The sequence below is a fragment of the Pigmentiphaga sp. H8 genome (genome assembly GCF_003854895.1).
In the GTDB taxonomy this organism is placed as follows: Bacteria; Pseudomonadota; Gammaproteobacteria; order Burkholderiales; family Burkholderiaceae_B; genus Pigmentiphaga.
The window spans coordinates 4,318,601-4,342,169 of sequence record NZ_CP033966.1 but is presented as its reverse complement, the minus strand read 5'-3'; the positions used below and the strand labels follow the sequence as shown (position 1 = coordinate 4,342,169).

Below are 23,569 nucleotides of genomic sequence, written 5' to 3'. Positions count from 1 at the left end.
GCCCCGGGGCGCCGCGGCGTATCAGTCCACGCGACGGATCCGCAGCCAGCCCAGCACCGCCAGCAGGGCCGCGACGATGAACAGGATGGGCACGTTGCCGGTGCGTGCGTAGGGCGTGAGCCCCGTGGTGCCCTGCACCGTCGCGTCCAGCGCGCCGACGCTGTGCGGCGCCAGTTCGCCCACCACCTGCGCCCGCTCGTCCACCACCGCCGTCATGCCGGTGTTGGTGGCGCGCAGCATGGGGCGCCCGGTCTCGCGCACCCGCATGCGCGACATCTGCAGGTGCTGGGGCAGCGCCAGTGAATTGCCGAACCAGGCCAGGTTGCTGACGTTGGCGAGGATGGTGGCGCCAGGATCGGTCGGGCCGGGCCGGACCGCGGGCAGCAGTTCCTCGCCGAACACGTCCTCGTAGCAGATGTTCATCGCGATGTACTGGCCGCCGATGTCGAACGGTTTCTGCCGTTCCCGGCCCCGGTCGAAGTCGCCCAGCGGCATGACCATTTCATCCACGAACCAGCGGAAGCCGGGCGGCACGAATTCGCCGAAGGGGACGAGATGGCGCTTGTCGTAGCGGTGCGCGACGCGGCCGGCTACCAGTTGTTCCGGCGAACTGCGGCCATCGAGCGAGATGACGCTGTTGTAGTAGTAGTCGCGGTCGGGATGGATGTCGCGCATGGCTACGCCCAGCGCGAACGTGCCGCCGCGCAGCGCGGCGCTGTCCACCCATTCCTTCCAGGCCTCGGCGCTGAGCTGGTCCTGGAATACCGGCACGGCGGTCTCGGGCAGCAGCGTAAGGGCAATGGGCTTGCCGTCGGCCCGCGGCGCCTCGGCCAGATCGCGGTGCAGGTCCATGCCCTGCCAGATCTGGGCCGGATCGAACTTGTCGGCCAGCGGGATATTGGCCTGCACCAGCCGGACCGTCAGCGGCGCGCCGTAGGGGCGCACCCAGTTCCAGGCCGCGCCCGCCATGCCGACGAGCAGCACGGCCAGCGCCGCCGCGGACGCCCGCCATCCCGGGCGCAGCGCGGCCGCGAGACTGGCGGTGCCGCGCTCGGCGGCGGCGCTGGCCGCCCAGACCAGCCCCGAGGCGGTCAGCGCGGCGGTGAAGGCCACGCCGTAGACGCCCAGCAGCGGTGCCCAGCCTTGCAGCGGGCCGTCGACGTGGGCATAGCCGATGTTGAGCCAGGGGAACCCGGTGAACAGGACGCCGCGCAGCCATTCCGCACCGGTCCAGGCCGTCGCCATCGCCAGCACGCAGGTCAGCGGCGAGGCAAGCCGGGCCGGGCCGTCCGCGGCGGTTGGCCGCTGCGACAGCCACCATGCCACGCCGGTGGCCAGCGCGGGATACAGCGCCAGATAGGCGGCCAGCAGGCCCACGCCCAGCGCCGCCAGCGGCGCCGCCATGAAGGCATAGACGTGCAGGCTGATGTAGATCCAGGACACGCCGACCAGGAAGGTGCCGGCGCCGAAGGCCGCGCCGATCCATATGGCGCCCCGCAGGCTCGTGGCGCGCCAGGTCAGCCAGCTCATGCCGCCGAAGGTGGATAACTGCAGCACCGGCAGGAACCAGGCTGGAAACGGAGTGGGCGCGAAGGCCAACCCCTGTAGCATGCCGAGGATCAGCGCTCCGGCCAGCGCGGCATAAGACAGGGGCACGGGCGGAGTCAACCTTGGTTGGGGAGCGGGGAGGCCGGCGCGGCGCCAGCTGCCAGGCGGGAGACGCGCAGCCAGAGCGCGCGGCGGGCATCGGCGCGGATCACGTCTATGCGCAGGTCGTCGCGTTCGATGCGGTCGCCGCGCCGGGGGATGCGGCCCAGGGTGCCGGCCATCCAGCCGCCCACGGTGTCGTATTCGTCGTCGTCCAGCGACGAGCCGAAGGTTTCGTTGAAGCGGCGGATGTTGGTCAGCGCCATGACCCGCCAGCGGTTCTTGCCGTCGGGGAAGATGGACTGCTCGACGGCGGCGTCGTCGAACTCGTCCTCGATCTCGCCCACGATCTGCTCGAGCACGTCCTCGATGGTGATCAGGCCGGCGGTGCCGCCGTGCTCGTCGACGACGATGGCGATATGGTTGCGATTGCTGCGGAATTCGCGCAGCAGCACGTTCAGCCGCTTGGATTCGGGAATGAAGACCGCCGGCCGCAGCAGCGTGCGCAGGTCGAGTTCGCGGTCGATCATGTAGCGCAGCAGGTCCTTGGCCAGCAGGATGCCGATGACGTTGTCGCGGCTGTCCTCGAACACCGGGAAGCGCGAATGCGCGGTCTCGATGATGGTGGGCAGCAGGACGTCGATGGGCTGCGAGACTTCCAGCATGTCCATGCGCGAGCGCGGGATCATGATGTCGCCCGCCGTGAGCTCGGAAACCGCCAGCACGCCCTCGATCATGGACAACGCCTCGGCGTCGAGCAGGTCGCGGCTGTAGGCGGCCTCGAGCACGGCCTTGAGGTCTTCGCGGTCTTCAGGTTCGCGGTGGATCAGCGCCGAAAGCCGTTCGAAGAAGGTTCTGGGAGGTTGTTTGGGCGTACGCGAAACGTACGCCGGACTAGGGGAGGTGTCTGACATCGTCCAATAGGACAAGTGTTGCAAAAGTTTAGGATACCCGATACGGGTCGGGTATTGCCATCTCGGCCAGGATACGGGTCTCCAGGGCCTCCATCCGCCGGGCGTCGCGGTCGTTCAGGTGGTCGTAGCCCAGGGAATGCAGCACGCCGTGGACCACCAGATGGGCGGCGTGATGCAAAAACGGCTTTTTCTGCGCCCGAGCCTCGGAAGCCAGCACCGGCAGGCACAGCACGATGTCGCCGCCCACCACGCCATCCGGATCCGCGCCGTACTCGAAGGTCAGCACGTTGGTGGCGTAGTCGCGCTGGCGGAAATCGCGGTTCAACCGCCGGCCCTCGGCGGCGCCCACCAGCCGCAGCGTCAGGGCGACCCCCGCCACGCCGGCCAGTTCGGGCGCCCGCAGCGCCTGGGTCACCCAGCGCCGCAGCCGCCAGCGCGGCAGCCGGGGCTCTTCCCGTCCGTACTGGATCGCAAGGGACAGCGCCGGCGCGGCGGCGGGCGCGTCAGCGGCCCGGGGCTTGCTGCTGGCCATGTTTCTCGTAGGCGTCGACGATGCGCGCCACCAGCGGGTGCCGCACGACGTCGCCGCTGGTGAACTGGGTGAACGACAGGCCCTGCACCGAGGCCAGCACCTGCGAGGCATCCAAAAGGCCGCTGCGCTGGCCCTTGGGCAGGTCCACCTGCGACGGGTCGCCGGTGATGACCGCCTTGCTGCCGAAGCCGATGCGGGTCAGGAACATCTTCATCTGCTCGGGCGTGGTGTTCTGCGCCTCGTCCAGGATCACGAAGGCATGGTTCAGCGTGCGCCCGCGCATATAGGCCAGCGGCGCGATCTCTATCGTCTGCTTCTCGAACAGCTTGGTCACGCGTTCGAAGCCGATCAGGTCGTACAGCGCGTCGTACAGCGGGCGCAGGTAGGGGTCGACCTTCTGCGTCAGGTCGCCCGGCAGGAAACCCAGCCGCTCGCCCGCTTCGACCGCGGGCCGCGTCAGCACGATGCGGCGCACCGACTCGCGCTCCAGGGCATCGACGGCGCAGGCCACGGCCAGATAGGTCTTGCCGGTGCCGGCCGGACCCATGCCGAAAGAAATGTCGTGCGCCAGGATGTTGCGCAGGTAGTCGCGCTGGCGCGGCGTGCGGCCGCGCAGGTCCTGCCGGCGCGGCAGCCGCAGCACCACCTCGGTCTCGCCCGGGGCGCCCTGCGGCGGCGTGTCCTCGTCGGTGTCGTGGGCGGCGGTCATCGCCCCCAGCTCGACCAGGTTCAATTGCAGCTGGTCCACCGACAGCGGCTGGTCCGCGTGTTCGTACAGATATTGCAGTGCCGCCGAGGCCGCGTCGGCGCGTTCGCCTTCCAGCGTGATGCGGTGGCCGCGGCGCGCCAGCTCGACGCCGTAGGCGGCGGCCAGCTGACGCAGGTTCTCGTCCAGCGGGCCGCAAAGATTCGACAGCCGGGCGTTGTCGTCGCCCAGCGAGACGACGACCGGCGCGGCGCGGCGGTGGGAAGCGCGGGAGGCGGCCGTCATGCGGACACCCCTCCGGCCGTCTCGCGCGTCACGACCTCGCCGCGCAGCGTGTGCGACAGCGCCGTGGTGATGCGGATGTCGGCCACCTGGCCGACCAGCCGCGCGGGCGCGGGGAAATTCACGATACGGTTGTTCTCGGTACGGCCCATCAGTTCGTTGGGATCCTTGCGCGACGGGCCTTCGACGACGACCCGCTGCGTGGTGCCGACCATGCCCTGGCTGATCGCCGCGGCCTGGTCGTTGATCAGCGCCTGCAGGCGCTGCAGTCGCGCCAGCTTGATCGTTTGCGGCGTATCGTCGGCCAGATCGGCCGCCGGCGTGCCGGGGCGGCGCGAATAGACGAACGAGAACGACGTGTCGAAGCCGACCTCGTCGATCAGCCGCATGGTCTTCTCGAAGTCCTCTTCGGTTTCGCCGGGAAAGCCGACGATGAAGTCCGACGACAGCGACAGCCCGGGCCGGGCGGCGCGCAGCTTGCGCACGATGGACTTGAACTCCAGCGCCGTGTAGCCGCGCTTCATCGCCGCCAGCACGCGGTCGCTGCCCGCCTGCACCGGCAGGTGCAGGAAGGACACCAGCTTGGGTAGCCGCGCGTAGGCCTCGATCAGCCGCGGCGTCATTTCCTTGGGGTGCGAGGTGGTGTAGCGGATGCGCTCGATGCCGGGGATGTCGTGCACGTATTCCAGCAGCAGCGCGAAATCGGCGATCTCGGTCGAGCCGCCCATGCTGCCGCGATAGGCGTTGACGTTCTGCCCCAGCAGCGTCACTTCCTTGACGCCCTGGTCCGCCAGGTCGGCGACCTCGGTCAGCACGTCCTCGAACGGGCGCGAGACTTCCTCGCCGCGGGTATAGGGCACGACGCAGAAGCTGCAGTACTTGCTGCAGCCTTCCATGATCGACACGAAGGCGGTGGCGCCTTCCACCCGGGCCGGCGGCAGGTGGTCGAACTTCTCGATCTCGGGGAAGCTGATGTCTACCTGCGACACGCCCGAGGCGCGCCGCCTGGCGATCAGCTCGGGCAGCCGGTGCAGCGTCTGCGGACCGAATACCACGTCGACGTAGGGCGCGCGCGCCACGATGGCATCACCTTCCTGGCTGGCCACGCAGCCCCCCACGCCTATGACCAGGTCGGGCTTCTCGCGCTTGAGCATCTTGGCGCGGCCCAGGTCGGAGAAGACCTTTTCCTGCGCCTTCTCGCGCACCGAACAGGTGTTGAACAGGATGATGTCCGCGTCTTCGGGACGGTCGGTGATTTCCAGCGGCTGGTCGGCGTTCAGGACGTCCACCATCTTGTCCGAGTCGTACTCGTTCATCTGGCAGCCGAAGGTGCGGATGTACAGCTTGCGGGGAGTGGGATGGCTCATGTCGATTGCCGTGACGGGGTTATAGCCCGGGGGCAGAAAGGCGGAACAGGACATTTTAACAGAGGGGGCGGGGTTGGCCGGACGCCACGCGGGCGCCGTGTTCAGGTCTCTGTCAGTCCCTCCGGGCTAGACTGAAGCCTCAGATGATTGCTTTGCCGCTACGGGCGCCGGCGGAATCCGCAGATCCCCAGCGCCTGGCAGGGTTGTTGTCCGACACCGATACCGCGCTTCCCCCGCGAGCATATTGAGGCGCGGCATTGTGTGCTCCCTATTGGCCCGACAGTTTACTGTCGGGCCATTTTTTTGGGTAATTCAGGGGCCCTGGTCTGGGCATGGCTGTCCATTTGCGTCCCGTTTCCTGACTGTATATAATCGCGGTCTTGGCTTTTTTGGCGCATTAGCTCAGCCGGTTAGAGCGACGGAATCATAATCCGCAGGTCCCCTGTTCGAATCAGGGATGCGCCACCAGAATTCATAAGGGTGCCCACGTAAGTGGGCACTTTTTTGTTCCGCAAACTTGTCTGAGTTGCGCCCAAAGCCTGCTAGTCTCCACGACAGCGGGCTTTTTCGATTTGGATCAGGCGTGTTTCAGCGTGTCGGGACGCAGCGCTATCTGAGCGATGTACGCCGAACGGCTGGCGCCGGCGGCGCGGGCCTTGGCATCGAGACGGGCCAGCACTCGACGAGGCAGCGTAATGTTCACGCGCTCGATGGTGTCGTCCATGACGGCGGGGTCGATTTCCGCGATGGCCCATATCCAGCCCTTGAATTCGGGATCGGCTTGTAGATCCGTGATGCTGCCGGGCTCGGGGATATCCTCCCCCGCATCGATGGCGGCTTCGATCCAGGCTTCGATTGCCTCCTTCGCATTCTCGATCGCTTCGTCAATGCCTTCATCGGCAGCCGAGAAGCAGCCGGGGAGATCCGGGACGACAACGCCCCACGCTTGAGTGGCGCTGCCAGGTTCGATGGCAATGGGGTATTTCATGGTGGTCATCCTTATTTCAGTCCAGCTTGTTTGAACCGCTTGGCTGCCGCATTGCGCTACTTCCTTCGGTAGCTCTTGTTCCCGCTGTCCGAGAGGCAGTACACCCCGCCGCGCGGTCCCGTGCAGTACGTCCCGCTTCGGCAATTGCACGATCCGTCCGCGGCCGGCGCGGCCCGCTTTGGCGCCGCCATCAGTCCCTGCCTGCCGCCGAAGGTCGCCTGGCAGGACTTCTTCGAGGCGCTGATCGAACCGTCGTTGCAGATGAACGTGTCCCCGTCGCACTGGGCGATGCCGCCTTTGCGGCCGGAGCATGGCTGGTTCGCGGCGTCTGCCGCCGGCCAGGCCAGCAGGCTGCCGATAGCCAAGGCGAAGCATGCGATCTGTTTCATGCGCGGCTGCGGTCTGCTCATTCCGGCAACCGCGCCGGAAGCACCAGCAACAGCCGCGCGCCATCTTCTCCCATCGTGAACGCCACACGCCCGCCCAGCTCGCGAGCCCGGCGGTGCATGTTGCGCAGCCCGTTCCCCGCGCCGGCCTGGAGCGGCCGGCCGCCATCGTTGAACACCGATAGCGCCGCCATTCCGTCCTCGGTCGTCCTGCCTTCGATAGCCAGGCGACGCGCGGGCCCGTGGCGGATGGCGTTGGTGACGGCTTCCTGGAGGATGCGCAGCACGGACAGGGCGTTCTGGGGCGTGACGCCGGTTACCGCGGGCAGTTTCTCGGTGGACCAGTGGAATTCGATGCCCAGGCGCCGCAATTGCGGTTCCAGCCGTTCGCGGAAGGCCGCCAGGGCCACGCCCAGGTCGCCGTCGCCCAGGTCCAGGGAATGGACCACCAGCCGCAGGTCGTCGAGCGCGGCGCGGGCCGCGCGCTCGATGGCGTGGCCGCCTTCCTGGTTGCGTTCGGCCAGCGCGATGATGGCGACGAGGTGGCCGCTCATCCCGTCGTGCAGGTCCCGCATCAGGCGCTGGCGCTCCTGTTCGCGCACCATCTGGCTGGCGTGGACCTTTTCCTTTTCGTGCAGCAGTCCCAGTTCCGTCTCCCGCGCCGCCAGTTTCTGCCGGAGCGTGTCGTTGGCGTGGTCCAGGCTGTTGAGGCTGCGGGCCAGCCGGCTCATCAGGATGACCATGATGGCCAGCAGCATCAAGGTGCGGGCGTACGAGGCCAGGAGGAAAGGATCGTCGTATCGTCCGGTCACCACGAGGATGTCGTGCACGCCGAACCAGACCGTCAGCGCGCAGGGGCCCACCATGATGGCGGCATCCCAGTTCCTGTCCTGCGCGAACTGATGCGCCAGGATGCCGGCGGCGACGACATAGGCGGTCAGCGTGATGCAGGCGCTCAGGAGTCCGATCACCGGAAACGGAACCAGCCCGGTCTGTCCCAGGACCAGGAGGAAGGCGGGAACGGCGATGACGGCCGGCAGCAACTGCCTGGGGCGGCGCCGTCCCACGATGGCCAGGGCCATGCCGATCGCCATCAGGCCGACGGCGGACACGAGCGAGATCGTCTGGAGTTGTTGCAAGGTGCCCAGCGGGGCGTGCGGGGATTGGCCAAGAACGACGAGGATGCTGGTGACCGACATCGCGGCCAGCCATCCAAAGACCGGGTCGTGCCTGCGGGCGGTCCAGATGCTGGCGATGCCTATCGTCAGGGCGATGTGCAGGGCGAAGGTCATGGCGCGGATTTCCTCGATCAGGAAATTCGACAACTGGTACGCGGGCATGACCGCGGCGGCGGTTCCCACGCTGACCTGGGAAAGGCGGCCCGGCAGCCATCCGATCTTGCGGGTCTGCCGCAGCAGGATTTCGTTGTCGCCCGCGTGAATCGCGCCGTCGGGAATCCGCGCCAGGAAGGAATAACCGCTGGTGGGCGTCGACCACACGGTATCCGGCGCCGTGTCCGCTCTCCGGCCGTTCACCCAGGCTTCGACGCGATGGCGCACGGCGGGGATGAACAGGAACATCGACTCGTCGGGCACGTCCGAGAGGTGAAAGGAAAGGCGATAGCTGCCGGTCGTGAGCTCGTACAGCGTCTCGGGCATCCATTGATGGGGCAGGGGGACGGTCTGTTCCGGGCTTTCCCCTTCCTGGATGAAGCGGGCCTGGGTGATCGCCAGGGCGTCCGGTGGCGGGGACGTGTCCACGAGGTGGGGCAGCGCGCCGATCGCCAGGATCAGCGCGATCAGGACGATCCCGGCGAGCAGTCTTCCATGATCGTGCGACAGGCCTGCGCGCAGTCCCATCACAGCTTGATGAGCCCGAGCCGCGAGGCTTCGAAGACGGCTTCGGAACGGTTGGTGGCTTGCAGTTTGCGATAGATGTTGCGGATGTGAACGGGAACGGTCTGCCGGGAAATGGCGAGCTTGTCGGCCAGTTCGCCATAGGTGTAGCCCTTGGCGATGCCCCACAGGATGTCCATCTCGCGTTCGGTCAGGGAGGGCTTGTCCGCTGCCTGCGCCGTGTCGCTGGCCACATGCCCCTGTTCGGCCAGGCGGCGGACCAGGACGCGGGCGATGCGCGAGGAAATGGGCGAGCGGCCGGCCATGACGTCCCGGATCGCGTCGAGCAGGTCGATGGAGTCGGCATCCTTGAGCAGGTAGCCGGCGGCGCCCGCCTCGATCGCGTCGAGGACGGAGCGCTCGTCGGCCAGGATGGAAATGACCATCGCCTCGGCCTTGGGCTGCCGCTTGGCCAGGAAGCGGATGGCGTCGATGCCGCTGCCGTCCGGCAGGTTGAGGTCGGTGATCAGGAGGTCGATCTCGTTGGCGCCGATGGCGATCAGGGTTTCCTCGAGGTTGGCGCAGGCCGCGCACAGGTCCGCCTCGGGCCATTCGCCGATGATGCGGGCGAGGCGCTCGCGTATGGGCCCATCGTCTTCGGTCAGCAGAATCCTGAGCGGACCCGTCGTCATTGCAGATCTCCTGGCCGCACTGCCGCCGCGGCCGTCCCGTCGGCCCATGGCGAGTGCGCATTTCTCGATTGAGCAAGTATCGCAGAGGGAACCGCGCCGACCATACCATGTACATGGTATTCAACCGGCGGCCCAGGCGTGACTAAGATGCGCCCATCGCGGCGATCGACTGCGCGAGTCCTGGGGGAATACCAATGAGAAGATACATCCAGCGCCTGGCGGCGGTGGGAGCCGCCACCGTCACGGGACTGGCCGGCTGCGGCGGCGGCTCGTCCAGCAGCGGCGATGGCCAGGCCGAGGGGCCGGATGCCAATCCGCCCAATATCCTGTTCGTCGTGATGGATGACGTGGGCATCGACCAGATGGCCGCCTTCGGCTATGGCGGCGCCACCGCGCCCAGCATGCCCAACATCGGCGCGGTCGCCTCGGCCGGCGTGCGCTTCCGCAATACCTGGTCGATGCCGGAGTGCTCGCCGGGCCGGGCCGCCTTTTTCCTGGGCCGCTACCCGACCCGCACCCGCATCTATCAGGCCATCGGGCCCAACGATCTCGCCAATTCGCAGGTGTCGCCGTACGAGGTGACGGTGCCCAAGCTGCTCAAGCGGGCCAACTACGAAAGCGCGATGTTCGGCAAGTTCCACCTGGCCGGCCCCGAGAACAACGAGGCCGGCAACGCCACGCCCAGCGTGCTGGGCTGGGACCACTTCTACGGCTGGATCGGCGGGCTGCCCGGCTCGATCGACTCGACCGCGGGCGGCATCGCGGCCGAGAAGACCTATGCCTGCGGCTTCGTGCCGGGCAAGGCCGCCGGCGGCGCGGACACGGGGGCCTGCTACCAGGCCGACAACAGCTGCACGACGGTCAGCCGCACCTCGCCCCTGCAGGACGCGGCTGGCCTGCAATGCCTGTCCGCGGGGGGCATCTTCGTGCCCCGTGAGAGCTGTGGCACGGCGCCGGCCACGCTGAATTTCGAGCGCGAGAACGCGTATTACGTGTCGCCGCTGGTGATCATCGACGGCGGCAAGGTCACGGAAGTTCCGCTGAGCGACCCGCGTGCGCGCGGTTATCGCACGCGCATCGAAACCGATGCCGCCATCGACTGGATCAAGTCGCGTCCGTCGTCGCGGCCGTGGATGGCCACCGTCAGCTACAGCGCGGCCCATACGCCCTGGCAGCAGCCGCCTCGCAGCCTGGTGCCGGCCAGCGGCAACGCGACGGCCGACGGCTGGGACTGCAACGGCACGCTGACCGGCCGCCGCATCCAGGACCAGATGACCGAGGCCCTGGACACCGAGTTCGGCCGCCTGCTGGTCGAGACCGGGCTGGCGCGCCGGAGCGATGACGGCCAGTTGCAGTACGACCCGAAGGCCGCCAACACGGTGATCGTGATCGTGGGCGACAACGGCACGCTGGGCTCGGCGGTCAAGCTGCCGTTCAGCGGTTCGCAGGCCAAGGGCACGGCCTACCAGACGGGCGTCTGGGATCCGCTCATCATTGCCGGGCCCCAGGTCGCGCAGCCCGACCGCGAGGTCGATCACATGGTCAACATGGTGGACCTGTTCCAGTTCTTCGGCGAGGTGGCCGGCATCGACGCGCACGCGGCGGTCCCGCGCACGATCGACTCGGTGGCCATCCTGCCCTACCTGACCCACCCCGACCAGCCCAGCCTGCGCACCGTCAACTTCACCATCGGCGGCTACAACCAGCAGGCCGAGGGCGGACGCAACGGCGCCTGCGTGATCAATACGAGCTGCACCCAGATCCCCGTCTCCAAGAGCGTGTGCGAGGACAACCAGGGCACGTGGTGGGGCGCCGGCTACGACGATCCCTCGGTGATTCCCAACGGAGGAGCCGGCTACGGCTCGTGCTGGAGCGTCAACCAGGCGCTCTACAAGGCCGACCGCGATCAGCTCGAGATCCTGCCCGAGATATCGGCGGCGATCCGCGACGACCGCTACAAGCTGGTCCGCAATACCCGCCAGGCCTACGACAGCGCGAGCGACAGCGGTACGACGATCGTGACCGAGGAACTGTACGAGGTGGACCAGGCCGCACCTGAGCCCTTGCTCGACACGCCCGATCGCAACCTGTTGCCGCCGGCCACTGCCGAGGCCAGCTCCGCCTATGCCGACCTGCGCGCCAAGCTCGACGACATGCTGGCTGCCGATCCTGACTGCCCGGGCGATGGCAACCGCGACGGCGTGGTCGATGCCGAGGACCTGTCCAACTGGAGCCGGCTGGCCCGGGACTGGGGCCTGTCCAGCGTCTACGACTTCGTGATCGCCAACGTGCTCGATGGGCGCACCAACGACGCCGATGGCCAGATCGTTCGAAACAACCTGGGCAAGACCTGCCCCAAGAGCCATGGCATCTATTGACCTGAAGAACAGCCGCCGGCGCCTGCTGGTGGGCGGCGTGGCCCTGGCGGCCGCGGGTACCGCGGCAGGCGGCGTCCTGGGCTGGCAGGCCTGGCGCAGCCGTCCCGCGCAAAAGCCGCGCGTCGTCCTGGGCGATGGCATCAAGACGCCCAAGGACATGGCCTGGGTGCCGGGCGGGGTGTTCCTGATGGGCAGCGACCACAAGCTGGCCTATCCCAACGAACGCCCCACGCACGAGGTGCGCGTTCCGGGATTCTGGATGGACGTCACGCACGTCACGAACGACCAGTTCGCCCGCTTCGTGCACGAGACCGGCTATGTCACCACCGCCGAGCAGAAGCCGGACTGGGAAAGCGTGCGCGTGCAACTGCCGCCCGGCACCCCGCGCCCGCCTGACGACGTGCTGGTGCCCGGGGCCATGGTGTTCGTCGGCACCGACCGGCCCGTGCGCCTGGACGACTATTCCCGCTGGTGGCGCTACGTCCCGGGCGCGGACTGGCGTCATCCCCAGGGGCCGGGCAGTTCCATCGAGGGCAAGGGCGGCCACCCGGTGGTCCAGGTCAGCCATGCCGATGCGCTGGCCTATGCCAAGTGGGCGGGCAAGCGCCTGCCGACCGAGGCTGAATGGGAATTCGCCGCGCGCGGCGGCCTGGAACAGGCCACCTATGGCTGGGGCGACGAGCCGCTGCTGGACGGCGCGCGCCAGGCCAACTACTGGGACGTGCGCGAGCGCCGCTTTCCCGTGGTCAGCCCGCGCGCGGGCGGCGCGGCCGGCACGGTCGAGGCCGGCACCTTCCCGCCCAATGGCTATGGCCTGCTGGACATGACCGGCAACGCCTGGCAGTGGGTGGCCGACTGGTATCGCGCCGATTACTTCGTGCAGCAGTCCAGGCTGCCGGTCCATCCCATCGACAACCCCCAGGGGCCCGCCGACTCCTACGATCCCGGCGAGCCCGGTGTTCCGCTCGACGCGCCCAAGCGGGTCATCCGCGGCGGTTCGTTCCTGTGCAACGAAGACTACTGCCTGTCGTACCGGCCCAGCGCCCGGCGCGGCTCCGACCCCTACAGCCCCATGTCCCACCTGGGATTCCGGCTGGTCAGGACTTGAGAGGGAGAACAAGCATGAAAACGATAGCGCGCGGCAAACCGATCATCCTGTGCGCGGCGGCCGCGGCCGCATCCGCGCTGCTACTGTCGAGCTGCTCGGACGATAGCGGCGCCAAGCCCTCGCCGCAGGCGGAGCAGAAACCCAACATCCTGTTCATCGTGATCGACGACTTCGGCCTCGATCAGCTGACCTCCTACGGCTACGGCGGCGCGGTGCCGCCCAAGACGCCCAACCTGACGGCCATCGCCAAGGCTGGCCTGCAGTTCCGCAATGCCTGGGCCATGCCCACCTGCACGCCCACCCGCGCCACCTATTTCACGGGCCGCTACCCGTCCAGCACCAACATCCTGAACGCGGTGGTGTCCACCGACCTGGCCAACTCCGAAATCTCGCCCTACGAGGTCACGCTGCCCAAGCTCCTGCGCACCCAGGGCTATACCAGCGCGCTGATCGGCAAGATGCATCTGACCGGCTCCGACCTGGGCACCGCCGCCAACCTGCCCTATGGCCACCAGACCATGTGGAAGCTGGGCTGGGACTACTTCGACGGCTATCTGGACGGCGCGCCCTATCCGATCGATACGCGGGCGGGCCTGGCCACCGTGGCCGAAGGTACCTACAAGTGCGGCTTCGTGTCGAACACGACGATGGATCCCGTCAACGGCGCCGATGGCGGCGCGTGCTATTTCGCCACGGGCGGTTGCGAGTCCATTGCCCGCAGCAGCGACATCGTCACGCCCGGCCGCAGCTGCATGGAGCGCGGCGGCATCTTCGACCCCGGCCAGTCCTGCCAGAGCACCCGGCCCGGCTACATCGACTTCAGCGCGCAGAACGGCTACTACACCGGCGAGTTCATCCAGAGCTGGGCCGATGGCAGTTCGCGCAAGGTCACGGCCACCGATCCGTCCGCGCGCGGCTACCGCAGCACGATGGAAACCGATCGCGCCGCGGCCTGGGCCAGCAAGCAGTCCAAGGACAAGCCCTGGATGATGTCGGTCGGCTATTCCGCCATCCACGCGCCGCTGCAAGTGCCGCCCCTGTCGCTGGTATCGGAATCCACGCCGGGCCGCAACGACAACCTGCTGTGCTCGCCTGCCAGCGACATCGAGGGCGCGCCGGGCCAGATCACGGCCCTGGTCGACGACCACATCGTCACCAACCTGATGGTGGAGGCCATGGACAAGGAAATCGGCCGCCTGCTGGTCGAGCTGGAGCTTGCCACGTGGAACGACGACGGCACGCTGAACTACCAGCCGGAGAAGACCAACACCATGGTGGTCGTCATGGGCGACAACGGCACCTACGTCAACAGCGTGAAGTTCACCGCGCCGGGCCGCTTCGATCCCACCCGGGCCAAGGGCTTCCCCTACCAGACCGGTGTGTCGGTGCCCCTGCTGGTGGCCGGCCCCATCGTGAAGGAGCCGGGCCGGGAAGTGCCGCATCAGGTCAGTTCGCCCGACCTGTACCAGTTGTTCGCCGAAATCGCCGGCGCCGACGTCAAGGCCACCGTACCCGCCAACCGTCCGGTGGATGCCCAGCCCATGCTGGCCTACCTGACCACCCCCGACCAAGGCGCCATCCGTACCCTGAACTTCTCCGAGATGGGCACCAATTTCATCAACCCGGCCACGGACATCACGCCCCAGCCCTGCGTCGTGGAGGCCGCCAACGTCTGCTTCACCATCTTCCCGAACAAGGCCTTGTGCGAAGACCAGAGCGGTGTCTGGTACGGTGCCGACTCCGGACTGGCGGGCGTGCCCGCGGAAGGCTTCAGCCAATGCGGCCAGGTGCTGTCCTACCGCAAGGCCCTGGAGGCGGACGACCCCGTGGACATCCTGCCTGATTCGCAGAAGGCCGTCAGCGACGGCAGCTACAAGCTGGTGCGCCTGAACCGCAAGACCTATACGGTGGATACCGCCAATCCGGTCAACTCGGCGTACGTGGAAAACAAGAACACCGACGAGCTGTACCGGATCGACATGGCCGTTCCCAACCCCACGCTGGACCGCAGCGGCAGCGCCATCGCCACGGGTACGCCCACCATCACCGCCGCGCTGGACGGCGAGGCGCAGCAGGCCTATGCCACGCTCAAGGCCGAGATGGACAAGCGCGACCAGGTGGCGGCCTACAACTACAGCTATGACACGCTCAACTGCCCAGGCGACGGCAACCGCGATGGCGTGGTCGACCAGAAGGACCTGGACAACTGGACGGAGCTCAGCCAGTTGAACCTGCACGAAGGTGTTGCGCAGTCCAGCTGGTACGACTTCAACCACGATGGCAAGACTGATGCCGCGGATCGCGCCATCATCCAGACCAACATGGGCAAGGCTTGCAAGCTGAGCGTGGCCGGTTGAGCGTGCGCGGTGGCCGAGGACTCAGATCGTCCTCAGCCACCTGCCACGGCTCTTGCGCTGCTGGCCGGCCAACGGCGGCAGGTCGAAGGGATGGTCGTCGTCGAACGGCGATTCGTACGGTGTCCTGATCAGTCCGGCCAGCTTGTAGGGCGGGGACGGCAGGGGTTCGAAGCGCCGGCCCGTGCGGGCCAGGCGATTCATCTTGTCGGCGTTGTACAGGCGCCAGCCGGGTGGATCGCCCGAGCGGCCATCGAGCTGCCAGGCGATCACGACCAGCGTGCCGTCGGTGGTGGCGCCCAGGCTGTGGGGATGGGCTATGCGCGTGGCGCCGTGGTAATGGAACTGGAGTTCGGACCGGACGGCAATGGCGGCGGACAATAGGGTGGAGCGGGTTTCGTTGTGCATCGCAGCTCGGGTAATCCTGATGGATTCCCTTGATGGTAGCGCCTGAAAAACCGGATCGCCAGGAAAATGTTGCGATGCACAAATACGGGTCGGAACGCACCATGACGGCGCGTCCGGGACCCTGTCCTGGTGCCTTGCCGGTCAGAGTTCGACCAGCTTGCGGTTGGCCGCACCCGGCAGCGTGGCGAGGCTCTGGCCCAACGATGCGCGATAGCCGCGGGCATGCACCGTGTCGACGTATTGCCAATCGGCGCGGATGCGCTCGGGCGTGACGGTCAGGACCATGTAGCCGCGCAGGCTGGTGTCGGCGTACTTCAGGCTGCCCGCCCACTTGTTGCCCGCGGGCAGGGTGGACAGGTTGGCCAGGCCGGTCAGCAGGGCAGCCAGTTGAGCCGGCGGCACGCCGTCGCCCAGGTATTCCTCGAAGCCGGGCGAGGTCACCGACGACGCGGCGAACTCCACGCCCACGGCGTTGCCGTCCTTGTCGCGCAGGTCGCTGGCCCAGGCGTTGTGGGTATCCCCGGCCAGCACGACCAGGTTCTTGTCCAACTGGCGCGCCATGCCCAGCACGGTCTCGCGCGCGGCCCAGTAGCCGTCCCAGGAGTCGAGGTTGTACGGGATGCAGGGCATGGCCAGGATGGCGCGTTCCTGCGCCGTCAGGGTCGGATCGCCGGCCTGCTGCCGGGCGACGAGCCGGGCGTAGGCCGCGGGGTCCATCGCGAACTGGGCGGGGATCTCGACGTCGCCCAACTGGCCCGTGGAGGCCAGCAGGCCCAGCAGGACCGGCATGGGCAGGTGCACCGGCGCCATCAGCACCTGCTGACCCAGGACCTGCCAGGTTGCGCTCGACGAGGCCATGCGATCGCGCAGCCAGGCGGTCTGGGCCTGCCCCATCAGTTGGCGATCGGGCGCGGCGACGTCGGCGGTGAACGCGGCGGCGAACTGCGCGAGCCCGGTCGCGGGGTCGGGACTGCCGAGCAGCGCGCCAAAATAGCTGGCGTAGGACAACTGCCGGGCGCGAGCCAGGACGCGCGTGTCGAGCATGTGGAGCGACAGCAGGTTGCCGAAGTCGAAGCTGCGGTAAATGACGTTGGGCGCCGACTGCGGACGGGTGGGCAGCCACTCGTGGTAGGCGCGCACCGCGGCCGCCTTGCGCAGCGCGAAGTCGCCCTCGGAGTCGGGCTGGTGGTTCTCGGCGCCGTTTTCCCAGGTGTCGTTGGCGATCTCGTGATCGTCCCAGACGGCGATGAAGGGCAGGGCGGCATGAACCGCCTGCAGGTCGGGGTCGCTGCGGTACTGGGCATAGCGGCGGCGGTAGTCCGCCAGCGACACGATCTCGTTGGCCGGTTCGGACGGCCGGCCCATGGCCTGCGCCTGTTCCGAGGCATAGCCGTCGCGGCCGTATTCGTAGATGTAGTCGCCCAGGTGGATGGCGGCATCCAGGTCGCCGCGCTTGGCCGCCTCGGCATAGACGTGGAAATAGCCGGCGGGGTAGTTGGAACAGGAGAAGACCACCAGCTTGACCTGCTTGACCGAGCCAGTAGGCAGGGTACGGGTGCGGCCGACGCCGGAAACCTTGTCTTCGTGCTTGAAGCGGTACCAGTAGGACGTGCCCGCGGCCAGGCCGGTGACGTCGATCTTGACGGTATGGTCCTGGTCGGCGCGGGCGCTGGCCGACCCGTTCTTGGCGATGTTCCTGAAGGCCTCGTCCGTGGCCATTTCCCATTCGATGTCGACGTCGCCGCCGCCGGCCGGGACGGCGCGGGTCCAGATGACGACGCGGTCGGCCAGCGGATCGCCGCTGGCCACGCCGTGGGTGAAGCTGACGTCGGTGGGATGGTCGTCGTCGCCGCCGCCGCAGGCGGCCAGGGCCAGGGTAGAGGCGGCGCCGGCGCCGCCCAGGGCGACGCCGCGCAGGAAGCGGCGGCGCGCAAGGGTATCGGTCATGTTCGTCGTGTTCACGTGGGGGAGACGCCGGGCAGCCTACCCGCCACGGGTGACAACGAAGTGAACGATCGGCTAGGGCGCCGGTTCCCCCAGCACGCGCTGGATGACCCCGCGCAGCCAGATGCTCTTGGGGTCGTCGTGGAAGCGTCGGTGCCAGTACTGCTTGAGGTCGTAGCGGCGGATGGGGAAGGGCGGTTCGATGATGCGCGCGTTGGCGCTGCGCACGTGCAGCTCGGCCACCGCGCGTGGCAGCACGACGATGAGGTCGCTGTCGTTGATCAGCGTGCCCAGGCTCATGTAGTGCGAGGTGTGCAGCGCGATCTTGCGCTCGATGCCGCGGGCGGCCAGTTCCTGCTCGAACATTTCCTGGCTGCGCCCGTCGTCGCGCACCAGCACGTGGTCCATGCCCAGGAATTCGTCCAGCGTCATGCGCGGACCGGGCAGCGGATGGGCCTGGCGCACGAGACAGGTCAGGTCGTGCGAATACAGCCGCTGCTGGAAAATGAAGTGGGATTGCAGATCGGGAAAATAGCCCAGTACCGAATCGACGCGGCCTTCGTACAGGGCGCCTTCCAGCTCGGCCGGCAGCAGGCCGACGGTGCGCAGCCGCGCACCGGGGGCCTCGGCGCGGATGCGCCGGTACAGGGCGGGCAGGAAGACCGCCTCGCCGATCTCGCTCATGCACAGCGTCAGTTCGCCGTCGAAACGGGCCGGCGAGAACTCGGGGTTGGGCAGGATCTCGTGGTCGATGACCTGGATGACCTCGCGCGTGCGGGCAATGATGTGCTGCGCGCGCGGCGTGGCTTCCATGCGGGAGCCGCGCCGCACGAACAACTGGTCGCCCAGGGATCCGCGCAGGCGCGACAGCGCGGCGCTGGCCGCCGGCTGGCTCATGGCAAGGCGTTGCGCGGCGGCGCTGACGCTGCCGGTGTCGTAGATGGCGACCAGCACGCGCAACAGATTCAGGTCGGTCTTCATGCGGCGGATATTATCCGAAAATCAAATAGTCGATATTGAAAATATTTGCTATTGAAATTCTGTCGGTGCCGGTAGATTGCTGGCTGAGCCCCGTTCCGGGGCCATCCAAGAACGAGGCGCCACGCGCCGACAGGAGATGATGCATGCAAGCAAGATATCCGCTGGCCGCGGCGCTGGCCTGGGCGTGCCTGGCCTCGGGGGCGCAGGCCCAGGTCAGGATCGGTTTCATGGGAGAGCTGTCCGGTCCGCAGGCCATGCTGGGCCAGGACATGTACGACGGCTTCATGCTGGCGGTGGAACAGGAAGGCGGCAAGCTGGGCGGCATTCCCGTGGCCATCGTGCGCCGCGACAGCCAGCTCAAGCCCGAGGTCGCCACGCAGATCGCCGACGAGTTGATCGAGCGCGAGAAAGTGGCGCTGGTGGCCGGCATGACCTTCTCGAACGTGGCGATGGCGGTGGCCCGCAGGTTCGCCGCGGCGCAGGTGTTCATGGTGTCGGGCAATGCCGGGCCGTCGCCCCTGGCCGGGTCCGCCTGTACGCCTTTCTTCTTTTCGGCGGCCAAGCAGAACGACCAGTTCGCCGAGGCCAGCGGCACCTATGCCAAACAGCAGGGTTATGCGCGCGTGATCGCGCTCGCGCCCAACTACCAGGCCGGCAAGGATTTCGTGGCCGGCTTCAAGCGCAACTACGGCCAGCCGCTGGCCGACGAGATCTATACCCCGCTGGCCCAACTGGATTTCTCGGCCGAGATCACCCGCATCGCGGCCGCGCGGCCGGACGCCGTCTATGCGTTCTACCCGGGCGCCAACGGTGTGGCTTTCGTCCGGGCCTACGGCCAGGCGGGCTTGCTGGGCAAGATCCCGCTGCTGACCAACGCGGCGGCCGACGGCACCAATCTGCCCGCGCTCAAGGAAGCCGCGCTGGGCGTGTTCAACAGCAGCAACTGGGGGCCGGATCTGCCCAACGCCGAGAACCGGCAGTTCGTCGCGGCCTTCGAGGCGAAGTACGGCCGCATTCCGTCCGAGTACGCGGCGCAGTCCTACGACTCCGCCCGGCTGATCGGCTCGGCGCTGAAGGCCACCGGGGGCAAGTTGGACGACAAGCAGGCCCTGGGCAAGGCCTTGCGCGCGGCCGATTTCAAGTCGGTGCGCGGCAACTTCCGCTTCAACACCAATAACTATCCGATCCAGGATTTCTACATGTTCGTGGCCGCGCGCGATGCCCAGGGGCGGGTCAGCCTGAAGACCGTGTCCAAGCCCTTGTCCGACGCCAAGGACAGTTTCCACGCGCAATGCCGCATGTCGTGAGGATGGCATGGAGTTCCTGAGGAATTGCTGGTACATGGCGGGCTGGAGCGAGGAGCTTGCCGCCGGGACGCTGCTGCCGCGCACCTTCCTGGAGCAGCCGGTGGTGCTGTTCCGCCAGCAGGACGGTGCGCCCGTCGCCCTGCTGGACCGCTGCCCGCACCGCGTGGCGCCGCTCAGCCGCGGCACGCTGGCGGGCGACACGCTGCGCTGCATCTATCACGGTCTGCGTTTCGATGCCCACGGGCGCTGCGTGGAAAACCCGCACGGCGCCATTCCGGCCAAGGCCAGCGTGCCGGCCTTTCCGATGGCCGAGCGCGACGGCGTGCTGTGGATCTGGATGGGGACGCCGGACGCCGCCGACCCCGCCCGGGTGCCCGATCTGAGCCACATGGCGCGCGTGCCCGCCACCGCGCAGTCGCGCGGCGCCATGCCGTCCGCCTGCCATTACCAATTGATCGTCGACAACGTCGCCGATCTCAGCCATGTCGAGTACCTGCACGCGACCACGCTGGGCGGCGGGGCCTTCGTCGAAAATCGTCCCGTCGTGTCCGAGCAGGGCACCGAGGTGGTCATCGAGCTGCGCAGCCAGGGCCAGCCGGCCCCGCCGGTCTACGACCGTTTCCTGCCGCAACCCGGCGTGCCGGTGGACTTCGTCAATCGCGTGACCTGGTGTCCCGCCGGACTGCTCAAGCTGGACATCAGCGTCACGCCCATGGGCGCGCCGCCGGAGCAGGGGCTGCGGACCTTCAATGCCCACATCGTCACGCCCGAAACGCGCACGTCGTCCCACTACTGGTATTGGCTGACGCGCGAATACCGGCAGGACGACGAGGACATGACCCGGCTGCGGCATGCGCTGATGACGCGCGTGTTCGTCGAAGAGGACAAGCCCGTCATCGAGGCGCAGCAGCGGCTGCTGGGAGCCGTCGACCTGTTCGACGCCCAGCCGGTGCTGCTGGCCACCGACACGGGCTCGATCCGTATCCGCCGGGTCCTGAAGCAGTTGCTCGCGCAGGAGGGCGGCCCGACGGCTTGAGCGCCGCGGTGTCGCGCCGCAGGAACGGTTCGCCCGGCTGATTGCAACATCGCCCCACCCGCGCCGCGCCAGGGGATTCCGGCCGCCAGTCGGCGCGGACATACGTTTGATTACGTATGTAGCAATGTATCAATATTGCCGCGGTGTACAGTCAGCTTGCCGAAAGCCAAGTGTGCTCGCCCACCCCGTGCGGGGTGGCACAGGAGGCGGCGGGTTAGAAGGAAACGACATCATGATCAAGAAGACGCTGGTGATAGCGATGGCCTGTGCCGGCCTCGCCCTGGGCGCTGCGGCCCAGGCCAAGGGCGACCGTTGGGACCGCGGCCATGGCCACGGCCATTACGACAAGCACGACCGGGGCGATCATCGCCGCTGGGACGATCGCCGCCGCGACCGCGACTACCGCCATGGCTATCGCGACGGTTACCGCGATGCGCCGCGCGTCGTCCATCGCGGCTGGGCGCCGCCTCCGCCGCACCGCTGGGCGCGCGGCGACCGCCTGCCCAACTACCATCGCGGCGGTTATTATGTCGTGAACGACTGGCACTCCCATCGGCTCTACAGGCCGCAGCCCGGCTACCAGTGGGTGCGCATGGGGTCCGAGTACCTGCTGGTCGCGATCGCGTCCGGCGTGATCGCCAGCATCATCCTCAACAACTGACCACCCCTGTCCGCAAGGACATTGGAGCGGGATTCCATGTCCATGCGGCATACGCGCCTCGCGGCGCGCGTGGCGGTCCTGGCGCTGGCGGCGGCGACGCCGCTGTCGGCCCAGACCATCCTCCACACGGAAAAATCGGCCTTCGAGGACATCGTCGTCTACGAGTCTCGGGGCGAGCGCTGCATGAAATTCGGCAGCGTGCAGGCGCCCGGGCGCCAGACCTGCCAGTTGCCGGCGCGGCCCGAGGAACTGCTGTTCGACTACACCCGGATGATGATGGCTTCGCTGTACCTGCATCCGGATCCGCGCCGCATCCTGGTGATCGGCCTGGGCGGCGGCAGCCTGCCCATGGCGCTGGCCAAGGTCGTGCCGCGGGCCCGCATCGACGTGGTCGAGATCGATCCCGCCGTGGCCCGCGTGGCCGAGCGTTTCTTCGGCTTCCGGACCGGGCCGTCCATGCGGGTGGAAGTGGCCGATGGGCGTGCTTTCGTGCAGGCGGCGGCCCGGCGCGGCGACCGCTACGACATCGTCATGCTCGATGCCTTCGACGAGACCTACATCCCCAGGCATCTGTCGACGGTGGAATTCATCCGCGAGGTGCGATCCATCCTGCGGCCCGACGGCGTGCTGGCGGCGAACACGTTCGCGTCCAGCGATTCGTACGCGAATGAATCGGCGACGTATGCCGAGGTGTTCGGGCCGTTCTACAACCTGCGCAGCGCCAATCGGGTCGTACTGGCGTCGGCCGGCGCGCTGCCCGGCCAGGACGTCGTGGCGGCGCGTGCCCGCGCGCTGCAACCGGCCCTGGCCCCCATGGGCGTCGATCCCGATCGCCTGCTGCCAATGTTCTCGACCCGCCCCGACTGGCAGCGGGACGCGCGGCCGCTGCGCGACTGACGCGGCCCACGCCGCGCGATCAGCGCAGCAGCGACGCCGGATCCTCGCGGTGCAGCCGGCGGACCGCGAACAATCCCGAGATCAGCGCGATCGCCATGACGAGGATGGCGCATACCACGGCCACCACGGGCGTCATGCGCACCGGCACGTTTTGTCCGCGCGCGATCGTGAGCAGGACGACACACAGGATGGCGGCCAGCGCGGTGCCGGTCACGCCCACGCCGAACGCCTGCTTCAATACCACCGTGCGCAGCGACGAGGCGCTGACGCCCATGGCCTTGAGCGTGGCATAGGCGCGCATGGAGCCGGCGATGGCGGCGATCAGGGTCTGGCTGGTGATGGCGGCGCCGGCCAGGAACACCACGCCGGCCAGGAACAGTACGCCGGCGCCGGCGCCCGTTTGCAGCAGCCAGTACAACTGCGTCTTCTTGGAAAATTCCTTGCTGCTCCAGACCTCGTAGGCGCCGAAGCTGCGCTGGTTCGCGATCCGCTCGCGCACCGCTTCGGCTTCCGACGGGTCGCGCACCTTGGCGACGAAGTAGGTGGGCAGGTCGCCTTCGTCCGGCGTGCTGATCAGCCGCGCGGTATCGGACGAGGCCAGCACGTTGGCGCCGTCCAGGGCGCGCAGGCCGCTGATGACGCCGATGACGCGTACGGGATGGCCGTTCAGCGTGGCCTGTCCGCCTTGCCGCGTACCCAGCTTGTGCAGGTCGGCGCGGTCCACGACGATGGTGCCGATCTCGGCCAGGCGCTCGCGCAGGTCGGGCGACAGGAGCCGCGAAAAAAGCATGCCGCCCGGCCGGACGTCCACGCCGGATACGGCCACGCTCATGCCGCCATGCACCTCGGGGCTGCGCCATTCGGCCGAGCGCAGGTAGAAGGGCTCCACCGCCGCGATGCCGCGGTCCATGCGCAGGGGCATCTCGATGTCGGGGTTCAGCGGCAGGCCCTGGTCGATGCTTTGCGTACCGGGCGAGCCTATCCAGATGTCGGCGTCCGACGCGGTGATGTAGACCGCCGCGTTGCCGAAGATGCCCAGCACCAGGCTGGCCTGGGCCAGCAGCAGCAGGCCCGAGAAGGCCACCGCCACTACCGCGGGCAGGAAACGCGGCCATTCGTGGATGAGAGTCTTGCGTGCGAGCATGT

At 67.9% G+C, this 23,569-nt stretch carries 20 protein-coding genes and 1 tRNA gene; 8 read left to right on the top strand and 13 right to left on the bottom strand.

Features of this window, described 5'->3' with window-relative positions:
- Window positions 1-21: 21 nt before the first annotated feature.
- The 5 genes from lnt to miaB are packed head-to-tail and all read right to left on the bottom strand — an operon-like array spanning window position 22 to window position 5,448.
- Entirely contained in the window at window positions 22-1,656 is a 1,635-nt protein-coding gene (lnt, locus tag EGT29_RS20480; RefSeq protein ID WP_238160149.1) for an apolipoprotein N-acyltransferase, read from the bottom strand.
- Between the two features lie 8 nt (window positions 1,657-1,664).
- Window positions 1,665-2,561 carry an HlyC/CorC family transporter gene (locus tag EGT29_RS20475; RefSeq protein ID WP_124690703.1) on the bottom strand — a complete coding sequence of 299 codons (897 nt, stop codon included), beginning with the start codon at window positions 2,559-2,561 and terminating at the stop codon, window positions 1,665-1,667.
- Between the two features lie 28 nt (window positions 2,562-2,589).
- On the bottom strand, window positions 2,590-3,093 hold the full coding sequence (ybeY, locus tag EGT29_RS20470; protein ID WP_124690702.1) for an rRNA maturation RNase YbeY: 504 nt from the start codon (window positions 3,091-3,093) through the stop codon (window positions 2,590-2,592).
- Window positions 3,065-4,084 carry a PhoH family protein gene (locus EGT29_RS20465; protein WP_124690701.1) on the bottom strand — a complete coding sequence of 340 codons (1,020 nt, stop codon included), beginning with the start codon at window positions 4,082-4,084 and terminating at the stop codon, window positions 3,065-3,067. Before EGT29_RS20465 ends, ybeY begins: the two co-directional genes overlap by 29 nt.
- Window positions 4,081-5,448 (bottom strand): tRNA (N6-isopentenyl adenosine(37)-C2)-methylthiotransferase MiaB, encoded by a 1,368-nt coding sequence (miaB, locus tag EGT29_RS20460; RefSeq protein ID WP_238160148.1) that lies wholly within the window; start codon window positions 5,446-5,448, stop codon window positions 4,081-4,083. The genes EGT29_RS20465 and miaB overlap by 4 nt, the downstream gene beginning before the upstream one ends.
- A 391-nt stretch (window positions 5,449-5,839) precedes the next feature.
- Between miaB and EGT29_RS20455 the strand changes: the two genes are divergently transcribed.
- Window positions 5,840-5,916 (top strand) — tRNA-Met (locus EGT29_RS20455).
- 109 nt (window positions 5,917-6,025) lie between these two features.
- Here the strand turns inward: EGT29_RS20455 and EGT29_RS20450 are convergent.
- Genes EGT29_RS20450 through EGT29_RS20435 form a run of 4 tightly spaced genes read right to left on the bottom strand, consistent with a single transcriptional unit; the run spans window position 6,026 to window position 9,349 of the window.
- Window positions 6,026-6,436: a type II toxin-antitoxin system HicB family antitoxin gene (locus EGT29_RS20450; protein ID WP_124690699.1), complete on the bottom strand. Its 411-nt coding sequence runs from the start codon at window positions 6,434-6,436 to the stop codon at window positions 6,026-6,028.
- 56 nt (window positions 6,437-6,492) lie between these two features.
- Window positions 6,493-6,825 carry a hypothetical protein gene (locus EGT29_RS20445; RefSeq protein WP_124690698.1) on the bottom strand — a complete coding sequence of 111 codons (333 nt, stop codon included), beginning with the start codon at window positions 6,823-6,825 and terminating at the stop codon, window positions 6,493-6,495.
- 17 nt (window positions 6,826-6,842) lie between these two features.
- Window positions 6,843-8,681 (bottom strand): sensor histidine kinase, encoded by a 1,839-nt coding sequence (locus EGT29_RS20440; RefSeq protein WP_124690697.1) that lies wholly within the window; start codon window positions 8,679-8,681, stop codon window positions 6,843-6,845.
- Window positions 8,681-9,349 (bottom strand): response regulator transcription factor, encoded by a 669-nt coding sequence (locus EGT29_RS20435; RefSeq protein WP_124690696.1) that lies wholly within the window; start codon window positions 9,347-9,349, stop codon window positions 8,681-8,683. Before EGT29_RS20435 ends, EGT29_RS20440 begins: the two co-directional genes overlap by 1 nt.
- A gap of 194 nt (window positions 9,350-9,543) precedes the next feature.
- Here EGT29_RS20435 and EGT29_RS20430 point away from each other — a divergent pair, with 194 nt between their 5' ends.
- Genes EGT29_RS20430 through EGT29_RS20420 form a run of 3 tightly spaced genes read left to right on the top strand, consistent with a single transcriptional unit; the run spans window position 9,544 to window position 15,192 of the window.
- Window positions 9,544-11,727 carry a sulfatase-like hydrolase/transferase gene (locus EGT29_RS20430; RefSeq protein ID WP_124690695.1) on the top strand — a complete coding sequence of 728 codons (2,184 nt, stop codon included), beginning with the start codon at window positions 9,544-9,546 and terminating at the stop codon, window positions 11,725-11,727.
- The gene (locus EGT29_RS20425; RefSeq protein WP_124690694.1) at window positions 11,714-12,835 is read left to right on the top strand and encodes a formylglycine-generating enzyme family protein; all 1,122 of its coding nucleotides are present in this window, start codon (window positions 11,714-11,716) and stop codon (window positions 12,833-12,835) included. The genes EGT29_RS20430 and EGT29_RS20425 overlap by 14 nt, the downstream gene beginning before the upstream one ends.
- 14 nt (window positions 12,836-12,849) lie before the next feature.
- The gene (locus EGT29_RS20420) at window positions 12,850-15,192 is read left to right on the top strand and encodes a sulfatase-like hydrolase/transferase (protein ID WP_124690693.1); all 2,343 of its coding nucleotides are present in this window, start codon (window positions 12,850-12,852) and stop codon (window positions 15,190-15,192) included.
- A gap of 21 nt (window positions 15,193-15,213) precedes the next feature.
- Here EGT29_RS20420 and EGT29_RS20415 read toward each other — a convergent pair whose 3' ends face one another.
- From EGT29_RS20415 to EGT29_RS20405, 3 genes are all read right to left on the bottom strand, one after another.
- Window positions 15,214-15,597: a hypothetical protein gene (locus EGT29_RS20415; RefSeq protein ID WP_124690692.1), complete on the bottom strand. Its 384-nt coding sequence runs from the start codon at window positions 15,595-15,597 to the stop codon at window positions 15,214-15,216.
- 141 nt (window positions 15,598-15,738) lie between these two features.
- Window positions 15,739-17,544, bottom strand: coding sequence for an alkaline phosphatase (locus EGT29_RS20410; RefSeq protein ID WP_124690691.1), 1,806 nt, complete (start codon window positions 17,542-17,544; stop codon window positions 15,739-15,741).
- A gap of 72 nt (window positions 17,545-17,616) precedes the next feature.
- Window positions 17,617-18,522, bottom strand: a complete 906-nt coding sequence (locus EGT29_RS20405) for a LysR family transcriptional regulator (RefSeq protein WP_124690690.1) — start codon at window positions 18,520-18,522, stop codon at window positions 17,617-17,619.
- A 143-nt stretch (window positions 18,523-18,665) separates the two neighbouring features.
- On the opposite strand from EGT29_RS20405, the gene EGT29_RS20400 reads away from it, so the two are divergent.
- The 4 genes from EGT29_RS20400 to EGT29_RS20385 all read left to right on the top strand — a co-directional run bounded on the left by EGT29_RS20400 (window position 18,666) and on the right by EGT29_RS20385 (window position 22,423).
- On the top strand, window positions 18,666-19,829 hold the full coding sequence (locus EGT29_RS20400) for an ABC transporter substrate-binding protein (RefSeq protein WP_124690689.1): 1,164 nt from the start codon (window positions 18,666-18,668) through the stop codon (window positions 19,827-19,829).
- 7 nt (window positions 19,830-19,836) lie between these two features.
- Entirely contained in the window at window positions 19,837-20,865 is a 1,029-nt protein-coding gene (locus tag EGT29_RS20395) for an aromatic ring-hydroxylating dioxygenase subunit alpha (RefSeq protein ID WP_124690688.1), read from the top strand.
- 232 nt (window positions 20,866-21,097) lie between these two features.
- The gene (locus tag EGT29_RS20390) at window positions 21,098-21,526 is read left to right on the top strand and encodes an RcnB family protein (RefSeq protein WP_124690687.1); all 429 of its coding nucleotides are present in this window, start codon (window positions 21,098-21,100) and stop codon (window positions 21,524-21,526) included.
- 36 nt (window positions 21,527-21,562) lie between these two features.
- Window positions 21,563-22,423, top strand: coding sequence for a spermidine synthase (locus tag EGT29_RS20385; protein ID WP_238160145.1), 861 nt, complete (start codon window positions 21,563-21,565; stop codon window positions 22,421-22,423).
- Window positions 22,424-22,442: 19 nt separating this feature from the next.
- On the opposite strand, the gene EGT29_RS20380 is transcribed toward EGT29_RS20385, so the two are convergent.
- A complete protein-coding gene (locus EGT29_RS20380) occupies window positions 22,443-23,567 on the bottom strand; it encodes an ABC transporter permease (protein ID WP_124690686.1) in 1,125 nt (374 codons plus the stop codon).
- Window positions 23,568-23,569 lie beyond the last annotated feature (2 nt).

Coding starts and splice junctions, on each gene's coding strand:
- EGT29_RS20430 (WP_124690695.1), top strand. CDS start 9,544: ATGAGAAGATACATCCAGCGCCTGGCGGCGGTGGGAGCCGCCACCGTC.
- EGT29_RS20380 (WP_124690686.1), bottom strand. CDS start 23,567: ATGCTCGCACGCAAGACTCTCATCCACGAATGGCCGCGTTTCCTGCCC.
- EGT29_RS20400 (WP_124690689.1), top strand. CDS start 18,666: ATGCAAGCAAGATATCCGCTGGCCGCGGCGCTGGCCTGGGCGTGCCTG.
- EGT29_RS20425 (WP_124690694.1), top strand. CDS start 11,714: ATGGCATCTATTGACCTGAAGAACAGCCGCCGGCGCCTGCTGGTGGGC.
- EGT29_RS20415 (WP_124690692.1), bottom strand. CDS start 15,597: ATGCACAACGAAACCCGCTCCACCCTATTGTCCGCCGCCATTGCCGTC.
- EGT29_RS20390 (WP_124690687.1), top strand. CDS start 21,098: ATGATCAAGAAGACGCTGGTGATAGCGATGGCCTGTGCCGGCCTCGCC.
- EGT29_RS20395 (WP_124690688.1), top strand. CDS start 19,837: ATGGAGTTCCTGAGGAATTGCTGGTACATGGCGGGCTGGAGCGAGGAG.
- miaB (WP_238160148.1), bottom strand. CDS start 5,448: ATGAGCCATCCCACTCCCCGCAAGCTGTACATCCGCACCTTCGGCTGC.
- EGT29_RS20450 (WP_124690699.1), bottom strand. CDS start 6,436: ATGAAATACCCCATTGCCATCGAACCTGGCAGCGCCACTCAAGCGTGG.
- EGT29_RS20385 (WP_238160145.1), top strand. CDS start 21,563: ATGTCCATGCGGCATACGCGCCTCGCGGCGCGCGTGGCGGTCCTGGCG.
- EGT29_RS20405 (WP_124690690.1), bottom strand. CDS start 18,522: ATGAAGACCGACCTGAATCTGTTGCGCGTGCTGGTCGCCATCTACGAC.
- EGT29_RS20410 (WP_124690691.1), bottom strand. CDS start 17,544: ATGACCGATACCCTTGCGCGCCGCCGCTTCCTGCGCGGCGTCGCCCTG.
- EGT29_RS20445 (WP_124690698.1), bottom strand. CDS start 6,825: ATGAAACAGATCGCATGCTTCGCCTTGGCTATCGGCAGCCTGCTGGCC.
- EGT29_RS20465 (WP_124690701.1), bottom strand. CDS start 4,084: ATGACGGCCGCCTCCCGCGCTTCCCACCGCCGCGCCGCGCCGGTCGTC.
- EGT29_RS20440 (WP_124690697.1), bottom strand. CDS start 8,681: ATGGGACTGCGCGCAGGCCTGTCGCACGATCATGGAAGACTGCTCGCC.
- ybeY (WP_124690702.1), bottom strand. CDS start 3,093: ATGGCCAGCAGCAAGCCCCGGGCCGCTGACGCGCCCGCCGCCGCGCCG.
- EGT29_RS20420 (WP_124690693.1), top strand. CDS start 12,850: ATGAAAACGATAGCGCGCGGCAAACCGATCATCCTGTGCGCGGCGGCC.
- EGT29_RS20475 (WP_124690703.1), bottom strand. CDS start 2,561: ATGTCAGACACCTCCCCTAGTCCGGCGTACGTTTCGCGTACGCCCAAA.
- EGT29_RS20435 (WP_124690696.1), bottom strand. CDS start 9,349: ATGACGACGGGTCCGCTCAGGATTCTGCTGACCGAAGACGATGGGCCC.